Consider the following 21,673-nt stretch of genomic DNA (forward strand, 5'->3'; position numbering starts at 1 on the left):
TTTTTTAAATAATTAATTAAAATGCTACGTTCACACCAAATACAAAGCTTTTTGCTTTAGGATAAGTAGCGTAATCGATACCGAAAGACTGAATTCCGCCTTGAGAAATACCCGTGTTGATTTCTGGGTCAAAGCCTGAATATTTAGTGATTACAAATAAATTCTGAGCAGTTACTGTAAATCTGACGTTTCTGATATGTTCTCCAAGGCCTAAGATTTTAGGATTTAAATTATATCCCAAAGTCGCATTGTTTAATCTGAAAAAATCTCCTTTCTCTAAATATCGTGTAGAAATAACATTGGTGTTATTAGCGCTTTCGTTTGGAAACTGGGTGGCAACTTCGGTCGTGTTTTGAGACAGACCTAATCTTCCTCTTGTAAATAAAGTGGAGGCCGTATTGTTGTAGATCATATTTCCTGCAACTCCGTTGAAGTTTAATCCAAAATCAAAATTCTTGTAGGCTGCTTTCAGATAAAGGTTGTAGGTAAAGTCTGGTAAAGCACTTCCAGCGGCAACTCTGTCATTATCTGTAATGATTCCGTCTCCATCAACATCTCTGAAAATATTGGTTCCATTTTCATTTAAACCTAAAAATTCTCTCACGTAAAACGTACCGATGGGCTCATGGTTGATATATCCATTGATGACTGCATTTGTCGTTCCGGGACCTTGAGCTTCTCCGGTTGAAAGAACTTTATAAGGAGAGTCTTTTACTACATTTTTAATGAATGCTGCATTTCCACCGATGCTGTAAGTGAAAGCTTTATTTGGATTACTGTTGTAGTTTAAAGATATTTCATAACCTGTATTGTTGATGGTCATGTTTGGGATATTTTTCCACATTTTTTCTTCAGCACTGATGGGATCAACAGGATTAATATCCAGCAAAATATTATCTGAAACCTTATTGAAGAAATCAAATGTACCCGTCAATCTGTTGTTCAAAAATCCGAAATCTACCCCAATGTTAGTTTGAGTTGTCACCTCCCACTGAATGTTTGGATTGTCTGCTCTTACCAAATAAAATCCTACGGGATAATTTCCGCTTCCATCCATTGGATAGGTTGCCTGTCCGCCACCATCAGATGCTGATTTGTAACTTCTTTTTGTAATTTTATTAGGAATTTCCTGATTTCCTGTTTTACCCCAGCTTGCTCTTAGTTTTAAATTGCTTACTTCATCTACCTCCGAAAGAAAGTTTTCTTTCGTTACATTCCAGCCTGCAGCCACTGATGGGAAATATCCGTAGCGGTTGTTTTCTCCAAATTTTGATGATCCGTCTGCTCTTAAAGTTGCAGTTAAGAGATATTTGTCATTAAAGTCATAGTTTACTCTACCAAACCATGATTGAAGCTCATTTTTGCTGGCAATAGATGATGAGGTAGTATTGTTTTTGTTAGCGGCTCCAATTTGATATTGTGGCTCAATTCCGTTATTGGGAAATACTGAGTAATCCCAGCTTCTTGCTACAAGTGAAAGTTTTTGATAAGAATGTCCTGCCATTACGTTGAAGTCATGACGGTTGATCTTGAATTTATATGTTAAAGTATTTTCTACAAGCGTATTGTTGTTAGAATAATAATTTAAGTTTAAAGATCCTATTTCCAAAGGAATAGCATGTGGCATATTTTGGATCACCCGGTCGGCCGAAGAATAGTCAACTCCAAGATTCATTTTATAGGTTAAACCTTTAATGATTTCTACTGAAGGAGAAATATTGGCTAAAATCCTGTTGTTGTTTGTAAAATCTTTATAAATATCCTGACGGATAAGGGGATTAAAACTTCCGTTATTGAAAACCGTTGTCGGCGAACCATTGGTGAAAGCAGGATAGGTTGGATTGAGCGTAAGCATTGTAGAAACCATGCTCGTTACGCTCGGTCTGTTGTTTTCGGTTCTTGTTCCGTTTAAGTTGAAATCAATATTTACCCTTCCGTCAAATGCTTTTTGGGAAACATTTACACGCCCCGAATACCTTCTCAGATTACTGTTATACAAAATACCTTCCTGATTTTCGTAACCTAAAGCTGCATAATAATTTGAATTATCTGTTGCACCTGCTGCGGAAAAATTTACATTTTCTGAAATTGCTGTTTTCGTCAGTTCATCCTGCCAGTCGGTGTTTCCACCCATGTCGTCAACTTTGGCTCCCATTGCGGCAACCTGTCTTCTGAATTCATCAGCACTGAAAACATCCATTTTGCTGGCCAGTTTTGAAACAGTAAGGTTTGAAGAAAGATTCATCTGAGTTCTTCCTTTTTTACCTTTTTTGGTAGTAATGACGATAACTCCGTTTGCACCCCTTGCCCCATAAATTGCAGCTGCAGAAGCATCCTTCAGAACATCCATCGATGCAATATCATCAGGGTTGATGAAGTTCATCGGGTTATTGGCAACTCCCGTGTTGCTGTTATCGATAACAAAACCGTCGATCACATACAATGGAGTAGTTCCTGAACGCAAGCTTCCGACACCTCTGATGACGATATTTTGATTGGCTCCGGGCTCGCCGCTCACGTTGGCAACATTTACTCCGGCTACTTTTCCCTGAAGAAGCTGACCTACGTTGGCAACCATACCTTTGTTAAAATCTTCGGCTTTTACAGAACCTACAGCTCCGGTTACATCCGATTTTTTCTGGGAGCCATAACCAATCATTACTACTTCTTCAAGATCTGTCTGCCTGTTACCGCTGCTAATCGAGTCTGACTCTTTTTTTTGTGCAAATGTTAAGCTGACACAACCCATCAAAACAGTTGGCACGAGATAAATAAGCTTCATTCCTTTTTATTTTGGTGCAAAATTAGGCTCAAAAAAAGCCGACTTCCGTTAAATTACCGTTAAGTAACCCATTTTTAAAATTAATAAAATGTGAATTTTATTGCGAAAAATTAAATTTCAGTAAACTTATTGTTAAATGGTTTTGTCTAAATGTCTGTACGTAAGGATAAAGTCTGTTAACATTGAATTATGCAGCTATTAGGTCAATGTTTCGTTTTGATGTAATGCCTAATTTTGCACGTTGATTATGGAAATAATTAATTATTAAAATAATAATCATTATGAATTATATTTGTAAAAGTCCTAATGTAAAGGTGTTTGCTGCTTTTTTAATGTTTCTGTTTGAAACTTTAATAAATGCGCAAAGTCAAAAACCCATCAATGTCATCTTTATGATTGGTGATGGAATGGGAGTATCTCAAGTAACATCTGCATTTTATTTTGGAGAAGGAAAACCGAATTTTCAACAATTTAAATATGTAGGTCTTTCTGAAACGTCAAGTACGAGCGACCGAATTACAGATTCTGCGGCTGGCGCAACAGCTTTGTCGACAGGACAGAAAACCTATAAAAGAGCAATTGGAGTAGATAAAGATTCTGTTGCTATCCCAACAATTCTGGAGCAACTGCGGGATAAAGGTTACAAAACCGGACTGGTCAGCTTAACAAGTCTCACCCATGCAACGCCCGCTGCCTACTATGCACACATCAAAGACCGCGACTGGCACGAGGATATCGCTTTGGATTTTATAAAATCTGATGTCGATTTCGCAGCAGGTGGAGGTTTAAAGTTTTTTACCAAAAGGAAAGACAGCAGGAATCTTTTAACAGATTTAGCAAAGAAAAATTACAGGATAGACACCGTTTCCCTTTCAAAACCGGTTGCCGGAAAAAGAAATTTATACCTTCTGGCTCAGGATGAATTGCCCAATAAAATTCAGGGACGGAAAGATTTCCTTCCGGAAGCTACTCAAGCCGCATTGGATTATTTTTCCGGCGAAAAGAAACCTTTCTTTTTAATGGTTGAAGGTTCGTTCATCGACTGGGGCGGCCACGCAACCAATGCAGAAATGATGGTAAAAGAAGTCCTTGATTTCGATAAAACCATAGGTGTTGTGATGGAATTTATCAGGAAAAATCCAAATACTTTATTGGTTGTAACTGCCGATCACGAAACAGGGGGTGCAAGCATTGGGAAATTTATGGAAAAAGATGACGCAACAGGAAAAAAGAAAGAAGTAAAAGATAAAGTACAGGTCAATTTTATAGACAATCAGCACACTGCCGCTTTGGTACCTGTTTTTGCGATGGGAAAAGGAGAAGAACTGTTCTCAGGAGTTTATCCCAACAACACCATTTACCATAAACTGGTGGAAGCCCTGAAAAAATCGGGTGTCTTTTTAAAGTGACTGTAAGAAAAGAAAAATCTTATCCTGGTTAATCAGCAGTTTAAAAAATAATCCTGACAGGATTTTCCCAGCTGAAAAAGTAAAATAAATACAGCTGTTTAATTTTTTTTCTCTAAAACTTGATGGTTTGCTGAGCATACAGCGATCATAGAGCGATCATAGAGCGATGATACAGCGATATATTAGATATAATCTTTGAAATTTTGAAACTGTTTAATTTTTTTTCACCTAAACCTCAACCTAAAAAATGATTTCCACAATAAAAAAAATAAGTTTTGCCATCGCTTTTTCAGCAGCGAGTTATGCTTTTGCACAGAATTATTCGGCTCATTCTCATAACGATTACGAACAGAAAGTGCCGTTTTGGTACGCTTTGGGATCAGGCGCAAAATCGTTTGAAGCAGATGTTTATCTTGTGAATAATGAATTGTTTGTTTCGCATGAACAGAAAAATATTCAGAAAGAAAGAACTTTCGATCAACTGTATTTAGAATCTATTGAAAAAGCTCTTGATTTAGGAATAATCAAAGATCAGCCGGTTCAGATTTTAATTGATTTGAAAACAGATGGCGAATCTACTTTAAAGAAGATCGTTGCTGAAATTTCAAAATATCCAAAAATCACTGCTCAGAAAAATATCAGTTTTGTGATTTCCGGAAATCAGCCAAAGCCTGAAAAATTCGCTTCGTATCCTGATTTTATCAAATTTGATTATCAGTCTTTGGAAAATCTCACGCCACAGCAATGGGAAAAAGTAGGACTTTTAAGTTTAAATTTTAAAACCTATTCTGTCTGGAACGGGAAAGGCGGATTAACCGAAGACGACCTTCCGAAAGTAACAGACGTCATCAAAAAAGCAAAATCATTTGGTAAACCATTTCGTTTTTGGGCAATTCCTGACGGAAAGACTTCCTGGGAATTTTTTGCGCACGCCGGCGTCGATTTTATCAATACAGACCATCCCAAAGAATGCGCAGATTATCTAAATAAATTAGACCAACGGACTTTCAAAAACACGCTGTACAGCGAAGTTTATCATCCTAAATTTTTATATGAAAACAAAAATGTTCCCGTAAAAAATGTAATCTTATTAATTGGCGATGGAAATGGATTATCTCAAATTTCGTCTTCAGTTTTGGCTAATAAAGGTCAGTTGACTTTAACTCAGCTTAAAAATATTGGTTTAATTAAAACTACTGCAAACGATAATTTCACAACAGATTCCGCAGCGGGAGCCACCGCTTTTGCCACAGGAAAGAAAACTAAAAACAGATTTATCGGCGTAGATTCAGATGGTAAACCTGTTCCGAATATGACTGAAGTTTTGTCTGAAAAAGGCTTCAATACAGGAATTATTACGACTGATGAAATTGTGGGCGCCACACCATCCGCATTTTATGCCCATCAAAAAGACCGTGGGATGGAAAAGGAAATTGCACAGGATTTAACTAAATCAAAACTCACTTTTTTTGCAGCCGGAGGAAAATCTAAAGTTTCAGGTTTAAATCATTTTAAACTCGCCAATAATGCTAATGAGGTGGGAGAAAGTAAAGCAGAGAAGGTTGCGTATTACCTTTCAGACAACGGAGTTCCACAGGTTTTGAAAGGCCGTGGAAATCTTCTCGCAGAAACGGTGGAAAACGGTCTGAAGTTTCTAAACAGCAAGAATAAACCGTTTTTTATGATGGTAGAAGCTGCCCAAATCGACAGTGGCGGGCACAGCAATAATGTAGGAACGATCGTTACCGAAGGAATTGATTTCGACAGAGCCATTACCAAAGCCATTCAGTTTGCAGACGAGAACGACGGAACGCTGGTTATAATTACGGCAGATCACGAAACGGGCGGTTTCAGTATTCCACATGGAGATATGAAAAGCAGCACGATTGAAGGAGATTTTACGACAGATGACCATTCGGCGACTTTGATTCCTGTGTTTTCTTACGGTTCCGGTTCTGAAAATTTCATTGGCGTTTATGAAAATAATGAAATTTTTCATAAGATTTTGAAGTCTTTGAAACTGCAGTAAATTGGCTCACGCAGATTTTGCAGATTGAGCTGATTTTAAAGATCTGCTGAATCCGCCTAATCTGCGTGAGATTTTTTTTCATTAAAATTTAAAAAATATCGGTTTGAAAACGTTTTTAAAACTCCTTGTAATCATCTTTTATCTAAAGCATTTTACGGTTTGTGCTCAACAAACCCCCGTAAAGATTGCATTTCTGGCGGATGTTCATTTTCAGGATTTGTATGGTGAATTTTCAGATTCAGATTTTAAAGGAATTGAAAATCCAAAGACGGGTAAGAAAACCATTCTCAGAACAATGGATTCTCAGCTTCATTCGACCAGAATTTTTAATGAAAATTATTTTGCTTTCCTTGCGGCTTTGGATGATATTGCCAGGAGAAAAATTAAAATCGTTGCACTTCCTGGAGATTATACGGATGACGGGCAAGCCTACAATCTCCGTGGTTTAAAGAAAATTTTAGACGAATATCTGAGAAAATATGAAATGCGGTTTTTCATCACAACCGGAAATCATGATCCGGTCGGTCCGTTTATGAAACAGGGCGGAAAATCTGATTTTATGGATGAAAATGGGGGAGAACTTTCGATTGTAAGTGATAAAAATTTAATTAAAAATAAAGATTCAAAAGCAATTGTTACAAAAGACATTGCGATGTCGGGTTATCTCGAAATTCTCAGCAATATGCAGAATTTTGGTTTTAAACCTTCAGTAAAAGATCTGTTTTGGCAAACGCCTTTCAGTAAAAATTCTTTCGAAAACTACAGCTACAAAACTGCTTCAGAGGATGCTCGTTATGAAAACAGAATGTATGAAGTGCGTTCAGGATTTTCCATTCCCGATTTTTCTTATGTTGTAGAACCGACCGACGGAATTTGGCTGATGGCTATTGATGGAAATACTTATATTCCAAAAAACCTTAAAGGCGATCCGGATGATGAAAATAACTACAGCGGCGCATCTATTGGCTATAACAATGTTTTGACAAATAAAAAACATCTGTTTGCGTGGGTGGAGAAAATCGTCAGTGAAGCAAAAAAGCACCATAAAACTCTGATTGCTTTCACGCATTATCCGATTCTGGATTTTAATGACAATGCTGGTGCTGAAATCAAACAACTTTTAGGTGAAGACAAATGGCAAATGGATCGGGTTCCGCAGGATGAGGTTGCAGAAGTGTTTGCAAAAGCAGGTTTGAAGCTCCATTTTGCGGGGCACATGCACATTAATGATACGGGAATTAGGAAGTTCAATGATGGAAAAGTGCTGGTCAATATTCAGGTGCCTTCTTTGGCGGCATATATTCCGGCTTACAAAATTCTGACCGTGAATTCGCAGGATGAGTTTGAAGTGGAAACTATTTCGATAAAAAATGTTCTAAGATTTGATGAATTGTTTCCCCTGTATGAAAAAGAATTTGAAAATTTAAAAGTTATAAACTCAAAAAACATCTGGAACAAAGATATTTTAAAGACAAAAAACTATCAGGATTTCACATTATTTCATCTGAAAGAATTGGTGCGTTTGAGATTTATTCCATCAGATTGGCCTAAAGATTTTATTGACAAAGCGTCGAAACTTTCAGGTAAAGATCTGTTGAAATTAAGTTTAGGAAATTCTAAAGACTTCAATAAATTAAATACAAAAAGTTTTGAGAAATGGAAGTTTGAAGATGCGCTTTTAAACCTTTACCAATTTCAATCTGCGGATGAATTGGCCAAAAAAGATATTCCGACAAAAAGACTTGAGCAATACAGAATTTTAGAGAAGAATTTTGATAATTTAGAAACAAAAGATGAATTTTTAAATCAGCTTAGAACGTTCTTTAAAATCTTAGAAAAACTCTCTTCCGGAGATGCTTCTGATCATTTTAAAATAGATTTTCAGAAGGGAGAAGTTGTGAAATTGAAGTAATTATTTTTTAAATTTTATAGTTCTGATAGCGGTCAATAGTTCTTTTTGATTTTTTGTATTTAGATTTAAACCGTAAAAATTAAACTTGATTTCTCCAATTGAAGATGTGCCTAAACTATCGATGTAAATTCCAGTAAGACCGTTCCCTGATTTTTTAGGACTGACAATTTTAGCATTATATCCCGATATGCTTTCGAAGTGGACCTTATTGATTTTAAAATCTTCCTGATTTACTTTATTTATGTCTGAAACAATTATCATCTCAGAAGTATCGGTTTCAGGATGTTCTGTTAAAATCATTTTCAAAAATTCCCTGTCATATACGACAATGTTTTCCTCCAAAGAATTTGAGTAAGAACCGTAATCGAAATGAATAGTGTCATTTTCTTCTGTAACAATAGCTCCGACTTCACTATCTATTCCAAAAATTTTTATTTTTTTCCAACCGTTGGGTATTTCTATAGTAAACTGACTAAAACTTATTCTCTTTGTTTGCTTTTTCGTGCAATTCTGTAAAAATAGTAACAGGAAACAAAATGTGAAAATTTTCATAACTGAATATTTTAAGCAAGCTGTCCGTCATCAAATCCCACTTCGCAAATCAAGCAAAACAGATCTTCGCGCAAAACACGGTTGAGTCTGTAATCGAGGATGGCTCTTATTTCAAGATCAAAATCCTGCTCAGCAACAGATTTTTTTGGATCTGATTTTTTATCAGTCGAAATTTTAGGAATTTTAGGGTTTTGCGATTCTGTTTTTACGATGCTTTGCTTCAAAGTTGTTGTGACAGAATCTGCTTTAGATTGATTTTCATGCGGCTGTCTTTGTGCAAAAGTAAAATGACAGCTCAATAGAAATATGATGGGTAGAAATATTTTCATCGATGATAATTTGTGAAAACTAAGGTAAGAAAAATATGCTTTTATTGTTCTCTTGTTTGTGATTTTTTTGAAGACAACTTCTTATACAGGAATTTACAAATTCTTAAAACGATACGGAATCTTTACAATATCAATCACCTTTTGTCCCTGACTGTTTTTTCCGGCAGTCCATTTTACATCCTGAGTTGATTTTGTGGCGGCGGCTTTTACTTCTTTGTTAAAAACTTCATTTTTTCCGTAGGTTGAAATATTGAGCACATTTCCCTGCTGGTCTATCTTTAAAATGATTTCGGTACTTAAAGTTTTATCTAAACTTTTCAGATTATTCTTATTGATATTTTGATCTGTTAATTTCAAAAAAGCTTTGTTTCCATTTGGAAATTGTGCAGGAAAGCTCACTCCAGGCGGTGGCGGTACAGACTGATCCTGTGGTTGGAAAGACTGGTAGCGGTCTGCGATTTTTTGAGAAAAACTGATTGTGAAGAGTAAGAGAGTTGGAAGTAAGAGTATTTTTTTCATAATCATGTTTTAGTATTTATATAAAATTATCACAATATTTCACTCGTGAAGATAATATCTGCCCGTTTAAAACTCAAAATTAGTATAATCTTTTCTGAGTTTATAATTGTAACTTTTGCTAATTGTTTTCTACTTTGCTTTTAATCTCAGAAATTTCAGGATATTTTACGGAATAAATTATATCGTATTTGTCTCCTTTTTTGAATCGGCTATTATAATTATAAATTCCTTTTTTAAAAATACCGTCTTGGGTTCTGTATTGAAATATTGCCCAGATTTTCCACCCACCTCTTGTATGTCTGCTTTCCAGATTTATTACTTCTGCGACAGATTTTCCGGTTGGTTCATTATTTAATATGTTTTGAATCTTTTTATCAGTTAAATTTCCAGTGACAATAATTGAACAGAACAATCCGATAACTGCAAAACTTATTATTGCGATGTTTTTGATAGTTTTTTTTAACCAAAGAATTTTATTTTTAGTGAATTTTGGTTTATCAAAGCTATAATACTTCCCCAATAATGAAAATGTAATAATTAGCCAGCCACAGAAAAAAGTTAAGTAACTTATTATTCCCAAAAAATTGTTGTCCTTATAACCAAAAAAGAAGACTATTAAAAAGCCTACGGAGATTAAAAGTATTCCATACAAGAAAGATTTATTTTTCAATTTGAATATTTTATTGTTTAATAATTTCAAGGTTCACATATCCAATAAATGCAGCACTAATTCACCCCAAACCAATCCTCCCATCAACCTCCTTCAGCATCCCTTTCCCAATCAAATCCTCCACACAAAACTTCACCACCGCATCAATCTGCGAGCCTACTTTTGAAAAACCAAAAGTCTTGCAGACGGCACGTACCAGTTCCTCTTTATTCAGGCTTAAATTAGAATGCATCAATTCCATCATTGCCACCGAAATCTCTTCAGGTGCAATCTCGTCAATAAGCCTTTTTTCTGCGGAATTATCCCGGTAAAAATCAAGATTTTGAGGTTGTGAATTTTCGCTCCAGTAAAATTTCTGGTAACTTTCCGTGGTTTGAATATTCGGAATGGAAGCCAAGGTTTCCAAAAGATAGATATTCAGTTTTCCGCCGGCTCTTGAAGTATTCCAAAGCTTGAGAATCTTCCTGAACAAGGCATTTTGGCTGATCGGCGATTCTGTATCGATGATGGTTTTTAACTGACTTAAAAGAACCTGCCTGTTTTCAAAATGATAAATCGATTCTGAGTTGGCATTGGCTTCCGGAGTCAAATTTGCCGCAACATAAGAAATCATTTTTGAAGGTTTTTCTTCCTCTGAAACCTCACTCAGATAGATTTTTTCAGAAGTTTTCAGTTCGGTAATTTCTTCCTTTTTTTCTTTAACCTGTGTTTTGATTTTTTCTATTTCGACCTTGATTTTTTCAAGAATTTTCTCTTTATTTTTAATCCAGTCCAACGTCCAGATCCTGAAAACATTCCAGCCGAGACCTTTCAGTACATTCGGCACAAGAAGTTCGCGGTCGTTTGTGGTATGGATGTTAAAATAATTTTCACTGTCCAGCAAAATCGCCAGAAGATATTCGCTTTCGTTTTCAGGATCGATGATTCCGATGTCGATTTTATATTCAGAAGTTCCGATGTTGGTTTTGATTTTCAGTCCATGTTCTTCAAGCGTTTTCGCAACAGCATTCACCATCAGTTTCTGCTGATTGACGGTTTGATTTGAGTTTTGATACACCAAGCCTTTTTCAGAAAAATTCAGGAAGTTTTTCAATCCCAAAACACCTTCCGAACTGGTTCTGTTCATGTCAATCTGGTCGCCTTTTAACGAAGAGAATACCTTCATTTCGTAACGCGCTCTCGTCACAGCAACATTCAGTCTTCTCCAGCCACCATCACGGTTGAGCGGACCAAAATTCATTGAAACTTTTCCGTCTTCATCGGGTCCGTAGCCAATTGAAAAGAGAATAATATCGCGTTCGTCACCCTGTACATTTTCAAGATTTTTAATGAAAATAGGTTCTTCAGAATTGATTGCAAATTCTTCCAGATTCGGATTTTCCTGAAATAATTTCTGCAGCAAATCCTCAATCAGACTTTGCTGAGTCTGGCTGAAAGTCACGACCCCAATCGATTTTTTATTCTGATTTTCGAGATGATTTTTAATGTATTCAATAATCGCTTCCGCCTCATTTTTATTAGTTCTCGTTTTTCCTTTGTCATAAAATCCGTCGATAAATTCAAACGTTACTTTTCGGTTTAAATCATCCGGAGACGGGAACGTAAGCAATTTATTATCGTAAAAATGAGCGTTAGAGAAAGAAATCAGACTTTCATGCTTGCTTCGGTAATGTCTCAGCAAATAATTCGACGGAATGGATAGCGCCAAACAGTCATCCAAAATACTTTCTAAATCTTCGAGCTCAAAATTTTCTTCATCCACTTTTTGAGAAGCAAAGAAACTCGTCGGCGGCATCTGTTTCGGATCGCCCACAATAATTGCCTGTTTTGCCCTCGCCAAAGCACTTACCGCCTCAGAAGTCGGCAGCTGCGATGCTTCATCGAAAATCACCAAGTCAAAATGCTCTTCATTCACATCAAAATACTGCGCCACCGAAATCGGACTCATCAGCATACACGGTTTCAGCCTCGGAATCAAAGTCGGAATCTGATCAAATAATTTTCTGATGGACAAACCCCTGCCTTTATTGCGAATCGCTTTCTGCAAAATCCCAATTTCTGAGCTTTGGACGGCTTCCTGCGTAAAATTCGGGAGTCGGTCGCTGAGTTTCATTGTCAGCTGATTTTTTGTCAGTTCGGTAAATTCTTTGTGCAGATTTTTATACTGCTGAATCTGAGATTCGTAAATATTTGCATCAAAACCGTTCAATGTTCCTGAACTGTAAATTGCTTTAATGAATAAATTCAGATGAATGATTTTTTCAAATTCCAGTTCGAGAGATTCTGTATCGAGCCAGCCTTTTTCAAGGAAATCAATGAACCAGTTTAAGTTTAATTCCTGTGCTTTTTCTTTTAAACCATTAAAATTAATCCAGTCTTCAAGCTGATGAATATTCTGTACCACCGTCTGCAAATCGACTTCATTAGGGATTTCGTCTACATATTTCAATAAATTATTTTCTGCATCGTAAAGTTCTTTCAGTTTTTCAACATGGTCAGAAATATTCAGACTGTTGTTTTGTTTTAATGAAAAATCTTTCAGCCATTCATGGAAATTTCTGATGGCTATTTTCTGGGCCAGATCTTTCGCATTTTCAATGGTTTTTTTATCTTTCTCAATCGCAGAAACGTCAAACGAATTTCCGTTAAAATAAAGATTCGTCACTGGTGAAAGCGCATTGTAATGAAGATTTGAAAGTTGATTTTTAAGCTGCTGATAATTTTCAAGCTTCTCAAAAAGTCCGTCAATCTGCACATCAGACTCTATTCCTGATTTTGCGTAACCGTTCAGTTGTTGCTTCACTTTCCTTTGTTTAAACCATTTCGGAATAAACCAAGTGTGCTTTGCCTGATTCCAGATTAATTTTAATGAGGCAAAATCAATATTTAAAATGGACGAATTAAAATTCGATGTTATCTGACTTTCAATTTGCTGAAACTGCGTTTGCTGCGTCATCCAGTTTTTAAATAAATTGAGTTGACTTTCATTGAAAACCAAATCAACCAAACCGGATTTTACAGGATTATCTTTTAAAAATTCAAGAATTTCCACACTGTCCGCATTGGAAACTTCCTCGAGCTGAAACTGCTTTTTAATCTCTTCGGCTTCATTTTTCTTTTCATTAAACTGAGAAATCGCCGAGAGAATCAGGTTTTTATTTTCAAACTGATGACTTGAAGTTTTTATTGGCCGTAAAGCATGAAGCGATGGCTGCCCGATTTTCCGCACAATCGATGCAAACGGAATGAGCCAGTCTTTCCACTGATTCCAGTTGAACACATCAGCACTTTCCAATGGAAAATTAATGTGGAAACGTTCATCGGCCTGTACGTGATTGGTTTCCAGAAAGGCAATTGTATCAAATAAACTCCAGCCAATCGGGAATTTCTGATGCAGGTCATTCACATATTTTCCAAGCTCTTTTCTGCGTTCGTCGAGACGTTTTGCCTCCTCGTGATAATCGGCATTTATTTTATATTTCGGAACTTCCAAAGTTCTTTCAAACTGTTTGAGAACGTCCGATTTTTTAGATTTATTGGAATGCAGTTCGAGACAGAATGCCCCCAAACCAATATTTTCCAGACGGTTGTGAACGACATCCAAGGCGGCTTTTTTAGCAGCAACGAAAAGCACTTTTTTATCATTCGACAAAGCATCGGCGATGATGTTGGTAATCGTCTGCGATTTTCCTGTTCCGGGCGGGCCGTGAAGGATGAAACTTTTGTTAAGGTTGGCATTTTTTACGGCATTCAACTGAGAATTATCGGTTGAAATCGGTAAAACCAATTCGGAAGCTGATATATTTTCAAGACTTTCTGCATCATTTTCAACGCTCTCCAAAGTTCCCGTCAAACGTCCGTCAATCAGACTTTTTACAATCGAAGATTTCTGAATTTCTTCTGAATATTTTGAAATGTCCTGCCAGAGAATCAATTTATTGAAAGAGAAAATTCCCAAAACCAACTGTTCAAGAACATCCCAGCCTTCAAGGTTCAGAACGGCATTTCTGATGATTGCCAGAACTTTCGGAACATCAACTCCCGATTCGTCCATTGGAAGATTTTCGAGGCTGTTGATATTGAGTTTGAATTCCTGTTTTAAATATTCAAGCAACGTAATGTTGATCATGGTTTCCTCCTCGCGACTTCGAAGCGTAAATTTTGAATTAACCGACTTCCTCGATAGTTCGACAGGAATAAGTAAAATCGGAGCGAGCCTTGGGATGTCTTTATTTTTTGGTTCAAACCATTTCAATAAACCAATTCCCAAGTACAATGTACTTTTTCCATTCTCTTCTTCGGCGAGTTTTGCGCTTCGGTAAAGGTTGGTGAGAATGTTGTCGAGGTCGTCCTGATGGTAATACGTTAAAAGTCGATTGTATTTAAACTCATCCTGCGCCATTTTAAAAAGCGGCTGCGACTGATGCAAAGGTTCGCCGTAAAGACTGTATTTTCTGAGAACCGCCTGATTGTTGTCGGGATGAATGGTGAAAGATTTTCCGTCGGCAAGGCTGTCTTCGAGCACATTTATTTTCGTATCGATCAGCTGGAGCATGCTTTTGGTAAAGCGCAGATTCAGAAGGTTGTTTCTGAGCGATAGATCGAGCAGTTTTCTTTCCCAGACTTTTTGTTTGGTTAAATTTGAAAAATCGGTCAGCTCGAGGTCATCATACTGTGTTCCCAAATCAAAATCCTGATCAAGTTTCGTTGAATGTTGAACGGAACTGAAATCCTGAGTTTTTACCATTTCATTTTTCAGAAGTGGGAGAGGTGAAATTCCCGCCGACCGTGCATTTTTAATGTCTAATGACAACAAAAATCGTGACGAATCCATCAGTTGGGTTTCAGCAGAATTCATCGCATCTTTGAACGAAATGTTGCTTCCTCGGCAGAGACTTGTCGATTCAATTAAAGCAATTTCCTTAATTCCCGAAGCAATTCTTTTGGAGATTGCCGCCTGATCAAAATTAACCATTCCGTCAAACCGTTGGTCATCCAGCCAGACTCCTACAAAAGTGTGACCTTCTGTTACCACGATAATCGGGTTGAGATCAATCGCTTCCAGACAAGCTGCAAACAAAAGGGAAATATCGATGCAGTTTCCGAATTTTGTTTCCAAAACGGTATCTACAAGTCTGATTCTTTGTCCGTTCTTTTCAAAACTTGGAGGCATCGAGCTATAAATTAAATCCAGATTCTGAATGGCTTTGTAAATCGCCGAAACCATCTGCAAAACCCTTTCCTTGTTTTTCTGCTGATAGCCTTCAAACGACGGCGTGAGTTTATTTCTTGCTAAAATATCGATGGCATCGGCTTTCAGTTTGTACAGAGAAGTATTATTGGAAAGGACATACGAAGCCAGAAGTTGCGGATACGACTGCAATCCACCGAAATAATCCATCGGCAGCACTTCGATGCTGAAAGTTTTTTCAAAAATCGATTCGCCGTCTTTAAAAACCTGAATTTTTATCTGATCTAAATCTTTTTCCGTCAGTCTTTTCAGCAAAGCATTATCAAAGACAAAATTGAAAAGCGAGATTTTGTACAGTGCATTCGCCTTGATTTTATCAATATAAACATCGTATTTTTGAAATAAACCCAATGAAGAACTGATCTGAAGATTGAGATTTTCAAAATCTTCAGTCACGTCTCTGAAAGCAATGCTTTGAAGAAAAGGATATTGATTTAAACAAAAAGTATAGTTAAAATAAGGGCTGTGCTGTATCTGCAAGTCAAACGGAATAATCTGATTCATAAATGTTTTTTGTGATTGTCACTCTCTTTTTTGGGAGATAATGCAATTTAGAAATAAAACAGATATTGACAAAATGGTTTTCCGGAAAGGGGATTTGGATTTTGGACTAAAATAACAGAAATGTTCTAAAATTAAGAGTATATAATTTTCTCACGCAGATTAAACAGATTTAGCAGATTCAATACTATCTGTTTTATCAGCAAAATCTGCGAGAGCTTTAATAGTTAATTATTTAAAATTCGATTTTTTTTCATATTATTAAAAATGAAAAAATTACCCCAAATTATACCGGCCATTATTATCAGTTTTCTGTTTCAGCAGAATGTAAATGCCCAAAAAGTTGAAAATAAGAAAGAACCCATCAATTACACGATAGAAAACTGTGTGAACGAGTTTGATCTGTCGAAAGCGAAAAAAACAAATTCCGGTTATCAGTATTGGTTTGCTGACAAAAAATTCACGGAGGAAAACACGCTGAAGATGAGCATTGTGGAAGCTGGAAAATCCACTCACGCGCCACACCGACATCCTGAGGAGGAATTTTTTTATATTCTCGAAGGTAAGGCTGCATTTTATCTCAACGGAAAAACTGTGGAAGTAGGCCCAAACACGAGTTTATATTGTCCGCCAAATTCAGAGCATGGAATTAGTAATGCGGGGGATAAGGATTTGAAGTATCTGGTAATTAAAAAGGATTTGAAGTAAGTTCAGAGTCAAAAATGGCTTACTGCTGTCCCCGACCTTAAAAATTGAATCTTATTATTGTGTTTATTTTTACCACAAGGAGTACAAAGATTTTTTCACAAGGTTCACTACGTCTTGTGCTCTTTGTGAAATCCTTAGTTTTCTTTGTGGTTGAAAGCACCATTTGATCAAAAGCAGATATTCAAAAAAGATTAAATTGGATTTAATTCATACTTGAAAATCACCAAAGATAAAATTTAGAATAGATGAGAGTTATTTTTTTTAGTTGAGTTCTTCCAGAAACCGCTTGATCTCTACCGACTTCTGTGTCCCAATCAAAAGTTTCTTCCCATCCTTAAAAACCAACTGCAGTCCTAAATCTCCTGAAATAGTATACGCTTTTCCGCGACCGAACATTCCCAGCCTTAAACCCCAGCCACCATAATCCATAAGCGGAGAATATTGCCGGATGAATGCTTTGTCAATGTTTTTCCATGGAAAATATTTGAACTGCAGATGAAAAGGAAAAAGCCGAACCCTTATGCCCAAATGATCAATTTTAGTTTCGAGTTTAGTAATGAAAAATAAAAAGAAAATCACAGCAGGAACAGCAGTTGAAATTATCAACTCTGTGCGGGAGAAGTGTTCTGCATTTTCATAGGAGTTGTAGACAGAAAATCCAAGTACAAAAAAAATAATCAGCCACAGCCACCATTGTCTGAAGCGCTGTATTTCGTAAAATTCGGGATTCTCTTTCATTGGATTTAATTGATGTTTAAAAATAAGAAAATTTTAATTGGTGTTTTGTCGCAAGTTCGTTCTGATTTTGCAAATGATGATAATTTCACAGAATTTCAGTTTAAAATTTGAAACTCCACATCAGTTTGACAGATGAAGATTTATCCGTTAAATAATATCGGGAGAAGTTGAAATGACTTTTAAGAAACATTTAAGGTTTTAAATCTAATAAATACTCAGAATATTTTTACTTTTGATAAAACTACATTTTATGTTCAGACAAAAAATAGTAAAACTGGGTTTAAGTTGTGCAATCGTTTGCATTGCTGCGGATTTTATGAATGCACAGACTTCAGTTCAGGTTAAAAATACTCAGGATTTTGCAAGAAATGAAGTCGTTTCTGTCTCAGTAAAGCAGTTGAAAGCATTTTTAGGGAAAAATAAAGCGGAAGATTTAAGAATAAAAGACGCCCAAAAGCAGTATCTGCCGATTCAGTGGATCGATAATGACGGCGACGGGAAAAATGATGAACTTCTTTTTCAGGCGAAACTGGATGCTAAAAAAACAAATTCTTACACCATTGTTGCTGATTCAAATACACCGATTCCGGAGAGTAAATTAACCACTTATTCAAGATTGGTTCCTGAAAGAGTAGACGATTACACTTGGGAAAACGATAAAATTGCGTTCAGGGTGTATGGTCCGAAAGGTCAGGCTGAAGCGTTGGCAAAAGTGAAAGGAAGCACACTTTCCAGCGGTGTCGATATTTGGTTTAAAAGAACTGAAAAATCGGTTATCAACGAATGGTACAAAGGTTATCTGACGGATCCGATGTATTACCACAAAGACACGAGAGGTGAAGGTTATGATCCTTATCACGTCGGAGACAGCCGCGGAACAGGAGGAATTGGAATCTGGAAGGATGAAAAACTGCAGGTTTCCCAAAACTTTGTGACTTCGAAAACGATTGCTGAAGGACCGTTGAGAACCGTTTTCGAACTGACGTATGCACCGTGGAGCGAATTTGGAGTAAAAGAAACGAAAAGAATTTCTCTTGATTTAGGTTCTAATTTCTCTAAGTTTGAATCTACTTTTGAAACTGAAAAACAAGTTCCAAATTACACGGTCGGGATTACTTTACATAAAAATGAAGGTGAAAGCAAGCTGAATGATAAAGTAGGATATTATCTGCACTGGGAAAAAATCGATGATGCTTTTGTAGGCGAGGGAATTGTTGTAGATCCTAAAATTGTTCAGAAATCTATGGCTCACAAATCTGAAACTCCGGACCAGAGTAATTTGCTGGTTGTAACGAAACCTCAGAAAAAACTGACTTATTACGCAGGGTTTGCATGGCAGAAAAGCGGACAGATTCAGACCCAGAAAGACTGGGAAAATCTGCTGCAGAAACAGGCGAAAATTGTTGCCAATCCGCTTATTATTACTCTTAAATAATTAAAAAATGATTAATTTAAAACTGACTGTAGCTTCATTTTGTCTGATAACATCGGCATTTTCTGCGCAGGTAAAAGATACTTTAGCCGAAAAAATGATGGTGTATCAGCTTCCGAACGGCGGTTGGGGAAAACATAACAGCGACAAAAAAAATGTAGACTACACTAAAAAGATAGATGCGAAACTTTTAAAAGTCATCAAAGCCAACGATAATGATCTTGCGACGATTGACAACAACGCGACTTCGAAGGAGATTAATGGTTTAATAAAAGCTTACGGTACTACAAAAAATCCCGCATACCTGAAATCTGCTGAAAAAGGAATTGAGTATTTGCTCTCTATGCAGTATAAAAACGGTGGATTTCCGCAGTATTATCCGAACTCTGCGATTTACAGAAAGCAGGTGACTTACAATGATAATGCGATGATCAACGCCTTAACTATTTTGTACAATGTTTCGGAAGGAAAAGAGGGTTTCGATGCGGTAGATCAAAAATTAAAGGAAAAATCAAAAATTGCCGTTCAAAAAGGGCTTGACTGTATTCTAAAAACTCAGGTCATGCAAAACGGAAAACTTTCCATCTGGGCAGACCAGTACAACGAAGTGACTTTGGTTCCTGAAAAAGCGAGGGCTTTTGAGCCGATGTCTCTGGCGACAGGTGAATCTGTCGGAATTTTAAAATTTCTGATGATGCAACCCGTAACTCCGGAGATTGAAAAATCAATCCGATTTGCCGTTCAGTGGTTTGATGAAAGCAGAATTAAAGATCACACATATCAGGTTTCGAGAGAAGGTGAGAAAGCAATCCGTACTTTAAGCAAAAAAGAAGGATCATCAGTTTGGGCAAGATTTTATGATATTCCGACCAATAAACCTGTTTTCGGTGACCGTGACGGAAGTGTAAAATTCAATTACGAAGAGGTTTCCGAAGAGCGTAGAATGGGTTACAGCTGGTACAATGAAGCGGGAACGAAACTCATTGATAATGATTATCCAAAATGGCTGAAGAGAAATAAACTTTCGCAATAAATGAAGAAACCTCATAGGTTTTCAAAACCTATGAGGTTTGATCTAAGAACAAATCCTGACGCTTGACTGCATCAGGATTTCTTATTCCAGCTCACGCAGATTTTGCTAATTGTGCTGATTTTTTCTTCGATTAATTTTACCTGAAATTAGATTAAAAATTCGTGTATGCGTGGCAAACTAAAATCCTTGAAATCTGTGCGAATTTACTTCACTTCAAAATTATAAACTCCGCCTTTTCAGTTTTGAAATGAAATTTTAAAAACCTGTTAGGTTTGCTGTAAAACAAATCCTGACTCTTGACTTCATCAGGATTTCTTATGTTTACAGCTCACGCAGATTTTGCGGATTGTGCTGATTTTTTCTTCGATTACTTTTACCTGAAATTAGACTAAAAATTCGTGCATTCGTGGCAACAAAAAAATCTATGAAAATGCGTAAAATCTTTGGGAAACTCATTTCGCTAAAATCTCTAAAGTTCTATACATTATAAAATTCATGCATTCTTGGCAAAAAACTACTTCAACCAGTCCCAACGCTTCGCCCAATCCAGAAGAATATCATTTTTCCATTTTGAAATGGTTTTTCCACCCTGAAATTTCCCTTCATAAAGTGTTGGATCAGATTTATCAGAAAACCATGTTTTGCCTAAAGGAATATCAGTCGGATTTTCCTTTCCCGGCCATAGATTGACAATATTTAATTTGCCTTCATGACCATTCAGTTCAGGAATTTCTGACACAAATTTATAGTTCAGAACTTCAGCACCTTTTGGTACATATTGTATAGCATAATTTCCATCTCCAAGGTAAGAACCTGCCCATTTCTGAACATCTTTTTTTTTGTGCATGGTTTCCATGTGAAAAGGTGCAGTAGCAGGATTGTCTCTAATAATAGGGCCTTTAAAACGAAATTCGATTAATGAACAAAAAGCAATGTCTTCTGATGTTCCTTTATTTCCGTCAACAATAATATGAGCACTTCGGTTGATCTTTTCAAAGCTTCCGCCCCAGCTTTCTCCGGTAGGATCATTGGGATTTCCTTGCATCAGATAAAACAGGGTAGGACTGTCGCCCATTTTGATTTCGCCTTTATAGTAATTTTTAAAATCTTTTCCCATCGCCCCGTAACCTTTAATGTATCGGTCATAATACTCAGGACTTTTAAGGATGTTACGATCTTCATTTTTAGAAAAGAAAGCATAATAAGTCGAATTGGCTTCAATAAACCAAAGATCAGGAAAGTTTTTCACGATGTAAGAATACGAATTGGCGCTCCATTTTTTATTGGGCCCACCAATCCAGTAAATTTTAATTTTATTCTGAATATCAGGCGCATCGTGCAAGGCCTGAGCTACATCTTCCAAACCGCCCCAAACCAAAACCCACAAAGGTTGTGTAGATTTTTTTCTGGCAGATTTTACAATCCATTCCGAACCTTCTGTTGATTTAGAAAAGCCTTCATAAGGAGCATTTCCATGCAATCCCTGCTTAGAAACCGAGCGAAGATATTTCGGAGTTGGAAAACCTGAACTGTGCTTTTTTAATTTCGGTAAATCTTGTTCGTAAAGACCGATCATTTTCAAGATTTCTTTCTTGCTTCCGTTTCCAAAAGATGGTGAAGAAACCAAACCTTCAATATTGAATTTGTCCGAATACATCAGCAAATGTATCATCGACTGATTATCATCGGGATCGGTTCCGCCAATATCTGTACTGATGAGAATTCTTGGTTTTTCTAAAGTGGATTTTTGAGCTTTTATTGATGAAAAACTTAGAATCAATAGAAGTATAGAAAAAATATTTTTCATA

The 21,673-nt window shown here is 36.6% G+C and carries 14 protein-coding genes; 6 read left to right on the top strand and 8 right to left on the bottom strand.

What is annotated here, in order from left to right; genetic code table 11:
* Positions 1-16: 16 nt before the first annotated feature.
* A complete protein-coding gene (locus NG809_RS13160) occupies positions 17-2,782 on the bottom strand; it encodes a SusC/RagA family TonB-linked outer membrane protein (RefSeq protein ID WP_262151341.1) in 2,766 nt (921 codons plus the stop codon).
* Between the two features lie 281 nt (positions 2,783-3,063).
* Here NG809_RS13160 and NG809_RS13165 point away from each other — a divergent pair, with 281 nt between their 5' ends.
* The 3 genes from NG809_RS13165 (at position 3,064) to NG809_RS13175 (ending at position 8,132) form a co-directional block, all read left to right on the top strand.
* Positions 3,064-4,191, top strand: a complete 1,128-nt coding sequence (locus NG809_RS13165) for an alkaline phosphatase (RefSeq protein ID WP_262151342.1) — start codon at positions 3,064-3,066, stop codon at positions 4,189-4,191.
* A gap of 247 nt (positions 4,192-4,438) precedes the next feature.
* Positions 4,439-6,220 carry an alkaline phosphatase gene (locus NG809_RS13170; protein ID WP_262151344.1) on the top strand — a complete coding sequence of 594 codons (1,782 nt, stop codon included), beginning with the start codon at positions 4,439-4,441 and terminating at the stop codon, positions 6,218-6,220.
* A 103-nt stretch (positions 6,221-6,323) separates the two neighbouring features.
* Positions 6,324-8,132 (top strand): metallophosphoesterase family protein, encoded by a 1,809-nt coding sequence (locus NG809_RS13175; protein ID WP_262151346.1) that lies wholly within the window; start codon positions 6,324-6,326, stop codon positions 8,130-8,132.
* On the opposite strand, the gene NG809_RS13180 is transcribed toward NG809_RS13175, so the two are convergent.
* The 5 genes from NG809_RS13180 to NG809_RS13200 form a co-directional block, all read right to left on the bottom strand.
* Positions 8,133-8,684, bottom strand: a complete 552-nt coding sequence (locus tag NG809_RS13180) for a hypothetical protein (RefSeq protein WP_262151348.1) — start codon at positions 8,682-8,684, stop codon at positions 8,133-8,135.
* 11 nt (positions 8,685-8,695) lie between these two features.
* Positions 8,696-9,013, bottom strand: a complete 318-nt coding sequence (locus NG809_RS13185) for a hypothetical protein (protein WP_262151349.1) — start codon at positions 9,011-9,013, stop codon at positions 8,696-8,698.
* A 93-nt stretch (positions 9,014-9,106) separates the two neighbouring features.
* Positions 9,107-9,532 (bottom strand): hypothetical protein, encoded by a 426-nt coding sequence (locus NG809_RS13190; protein ID WP_262151351.1) that lies wholly within the window; start codon positions 9,530-9,532, stop codon positions 9,107-9,109.
* Positions 9,533-9,650: 118 nt separating this feature from the next.
* Positions 9,651-10,202, bottom strand: a complete 552-nt coding sequence (locus NG809_RS13195; RefSeq protein ID WP_262151353.1) for a hypothetical protein — start codon at positions 10,200-10,202, stop codon at positions 9,651-9,653.
* Between the two features lie 61 nt (positions 10,203-10,263).
* Positions 10,264-15,957, bottom strand: a complete 5,694-nt coding sequence (locus NG809_RS13200; protein ID WP_262151355.1) for a DUF3320 domain-containing protein — start codon at positions 15,955-15,957, stop codon at positions 10,264-10,266.
* A 264-nt stretch (positions 15,958-16,221) separates the two neighbouring features.
* Between NG809_RS13200 and NG809_RS13205 the strand changes: the two genes are divergently transcribed.
* Positions 16,222-16,662 carry a cupin domain-containing protein gene (locus NG809_RS13205; protein WP_262151357.1) on the top strand — a complete coding sequence of 147 codons (441 nt, stop codon included), beginning with the start codon at positions 16,222-16,224 and terminating at the stop codon, positions 16,660-16,662.
* A 261-nt stretch (positions 16,663-16,923) separates the two neighbouring features.
* Here NG809_RS13205 and NG809_RS13210 read toward each other — a convergent pair whose 3' ends face one another.
* Entirely contained in the window at positions 16,924-17,400 is a 477-nt protein-coding gene (locus NG809_RS13210; RefSeq protein WP_262151359.1) for a hypothetical protein, read from the bottom strand.
* Positions 17,401-17,650: 250 nt separating this feature from the next.
* On the opposite strand from NG809_RS13210, the gene NG809_RS13215 reads away from it, so the two are divergent.
* Both NG809_RS13215 and pelA read left to right on the top strand, forming a co-directional pair.
* Complete coding sequence (locus NG809_RS13215; RefSeq protein WP_262151361.1) at positions 17,651-18,835, top strand: DUF4861 domain-containing protein; 1,185 nt, start codon at positions 17,651-17,653, stop codon at positions 18,833-18,835.
* Positions 18,836-18,842: 7 nt separating this feature from the next.
* Complete coding sequence (gene pelA / locus NG809_RS13220; protein ID WP_262151363.1) at positions 18,843-19,865, top strand: pectate lyase; 1,023 nt, start codon at positions 18,843-18,845, stop codon at positions 19,863-19,865.
* A 514-nt stretch (positions 19,866-20,379) separates the two neighbouring features.
* Here the strand turns inward: pelA and NG809_RS13225 are convergent.
* The gene (locus tag NG809_RS13225) at positions 20,380-21,672 is read right to left on the bottom strand and encodes a DUF1593 domain-containing protein (protein ID WP_262151365.1); all 1,293 of its coding nucleotides are present in this window, start codon (positions 21,670-21,672) and stop codon (positions 20,380-20,382) included.
* Position 21,673 lies beyond the last annotated feature (1 nt).

The organism is Chryseobacterium foetidum (assembly GCF_025457425.1).
GTDB lineage: Bacteria > Bacteroidota > Bacteroidia > Flavobacteriales > Weeksellaceae > Chryseobacterium > Chryseobacterium foetidum.

Bases quoted from the DNA above. Each gene is read 5' to 3' on its own strand.
- NG809_RS13160 (WP_262151341.1), bottom strand. From the start codon at position 2,782: ATGAAGCTTATTTATCTCGTGCCAACTGTTTTGATGGGTTGTGTCAGC.
- NG809_RS13165 (WP_262151342.1), top strand. From the start codon at position 3,064: ATGAATTATATTTGTAAAAGTCCTAATGTAAAGGTGTTTGCTGCTTTT.
- NG809_RS13170 (WP_262151344.1), top strand. From the start codon at position 4,439: ATGATTTCCACAATAAAAAAAATAAGTTTTGCCATCGCTTTTTCAGCA.
- NG809_RS13180 (WP_262151348.1), bottom strand. From the start codon at position 8,684: ATGAAAATTTTCACATTTTGTTTCCTGTTACTATTTTTACAGAATTGC.
- NG809_RS13185 (WP_262151349.1), bottom strand. From the start codon at position 9,013: ATGAAAATATTTCTACCCATCATATTTCTATTGAGCTGTCATTTTACT.
- NG809_RS13190 (WP_262151351.1), bottom strand. From the start codon at position 9,532: ATGAAAAAAATACTCTTACTTCCAACTCTCTTACTCTTCACAATCAGT.
- NG809_RS13200 (WP_262151355.1), bottom strand. From the start codon at position 15,957: ATGAATCAGATTATTCCGTTTGACTTGCAGATACAGCACAGCCCTTAT.
- NG809_RS13205 (WP_262151357.1), top strand. From the start codon at position 16,222: ATGAAAAAATTACCCCAAATTATACCGGCCATTATTATCAGTTTTCTG.
- NG809_RS13210 (WP_262151359.1), bottom strand. From the start codon at position 17,400: ATGAAAGAGAATCCCGAATTTTACGAAATACAGCGCTTCAGACAATGG.
- NG809_RS13215 (WP_262151361.1), top strand. From the start codon at position 17,651: ATGTTCAGACAAAAAATAGTAAAACTGGGTTTAAGTTGTGCAATCGTT.
- pelA (WP_262151363.1), top strand. From the start codon at position 18,843: ATGATTAATTTAAAACTGACTGTAGCTTCATTTTGTCTGATAACATCG.
- NG809_RS13225 (WP_262151365.1), bottom strand. From the start codon at position 21,672: ATGAAAAATATTTTTTCTATACTTCTATTGATTCTAAGTTTTTCATCA.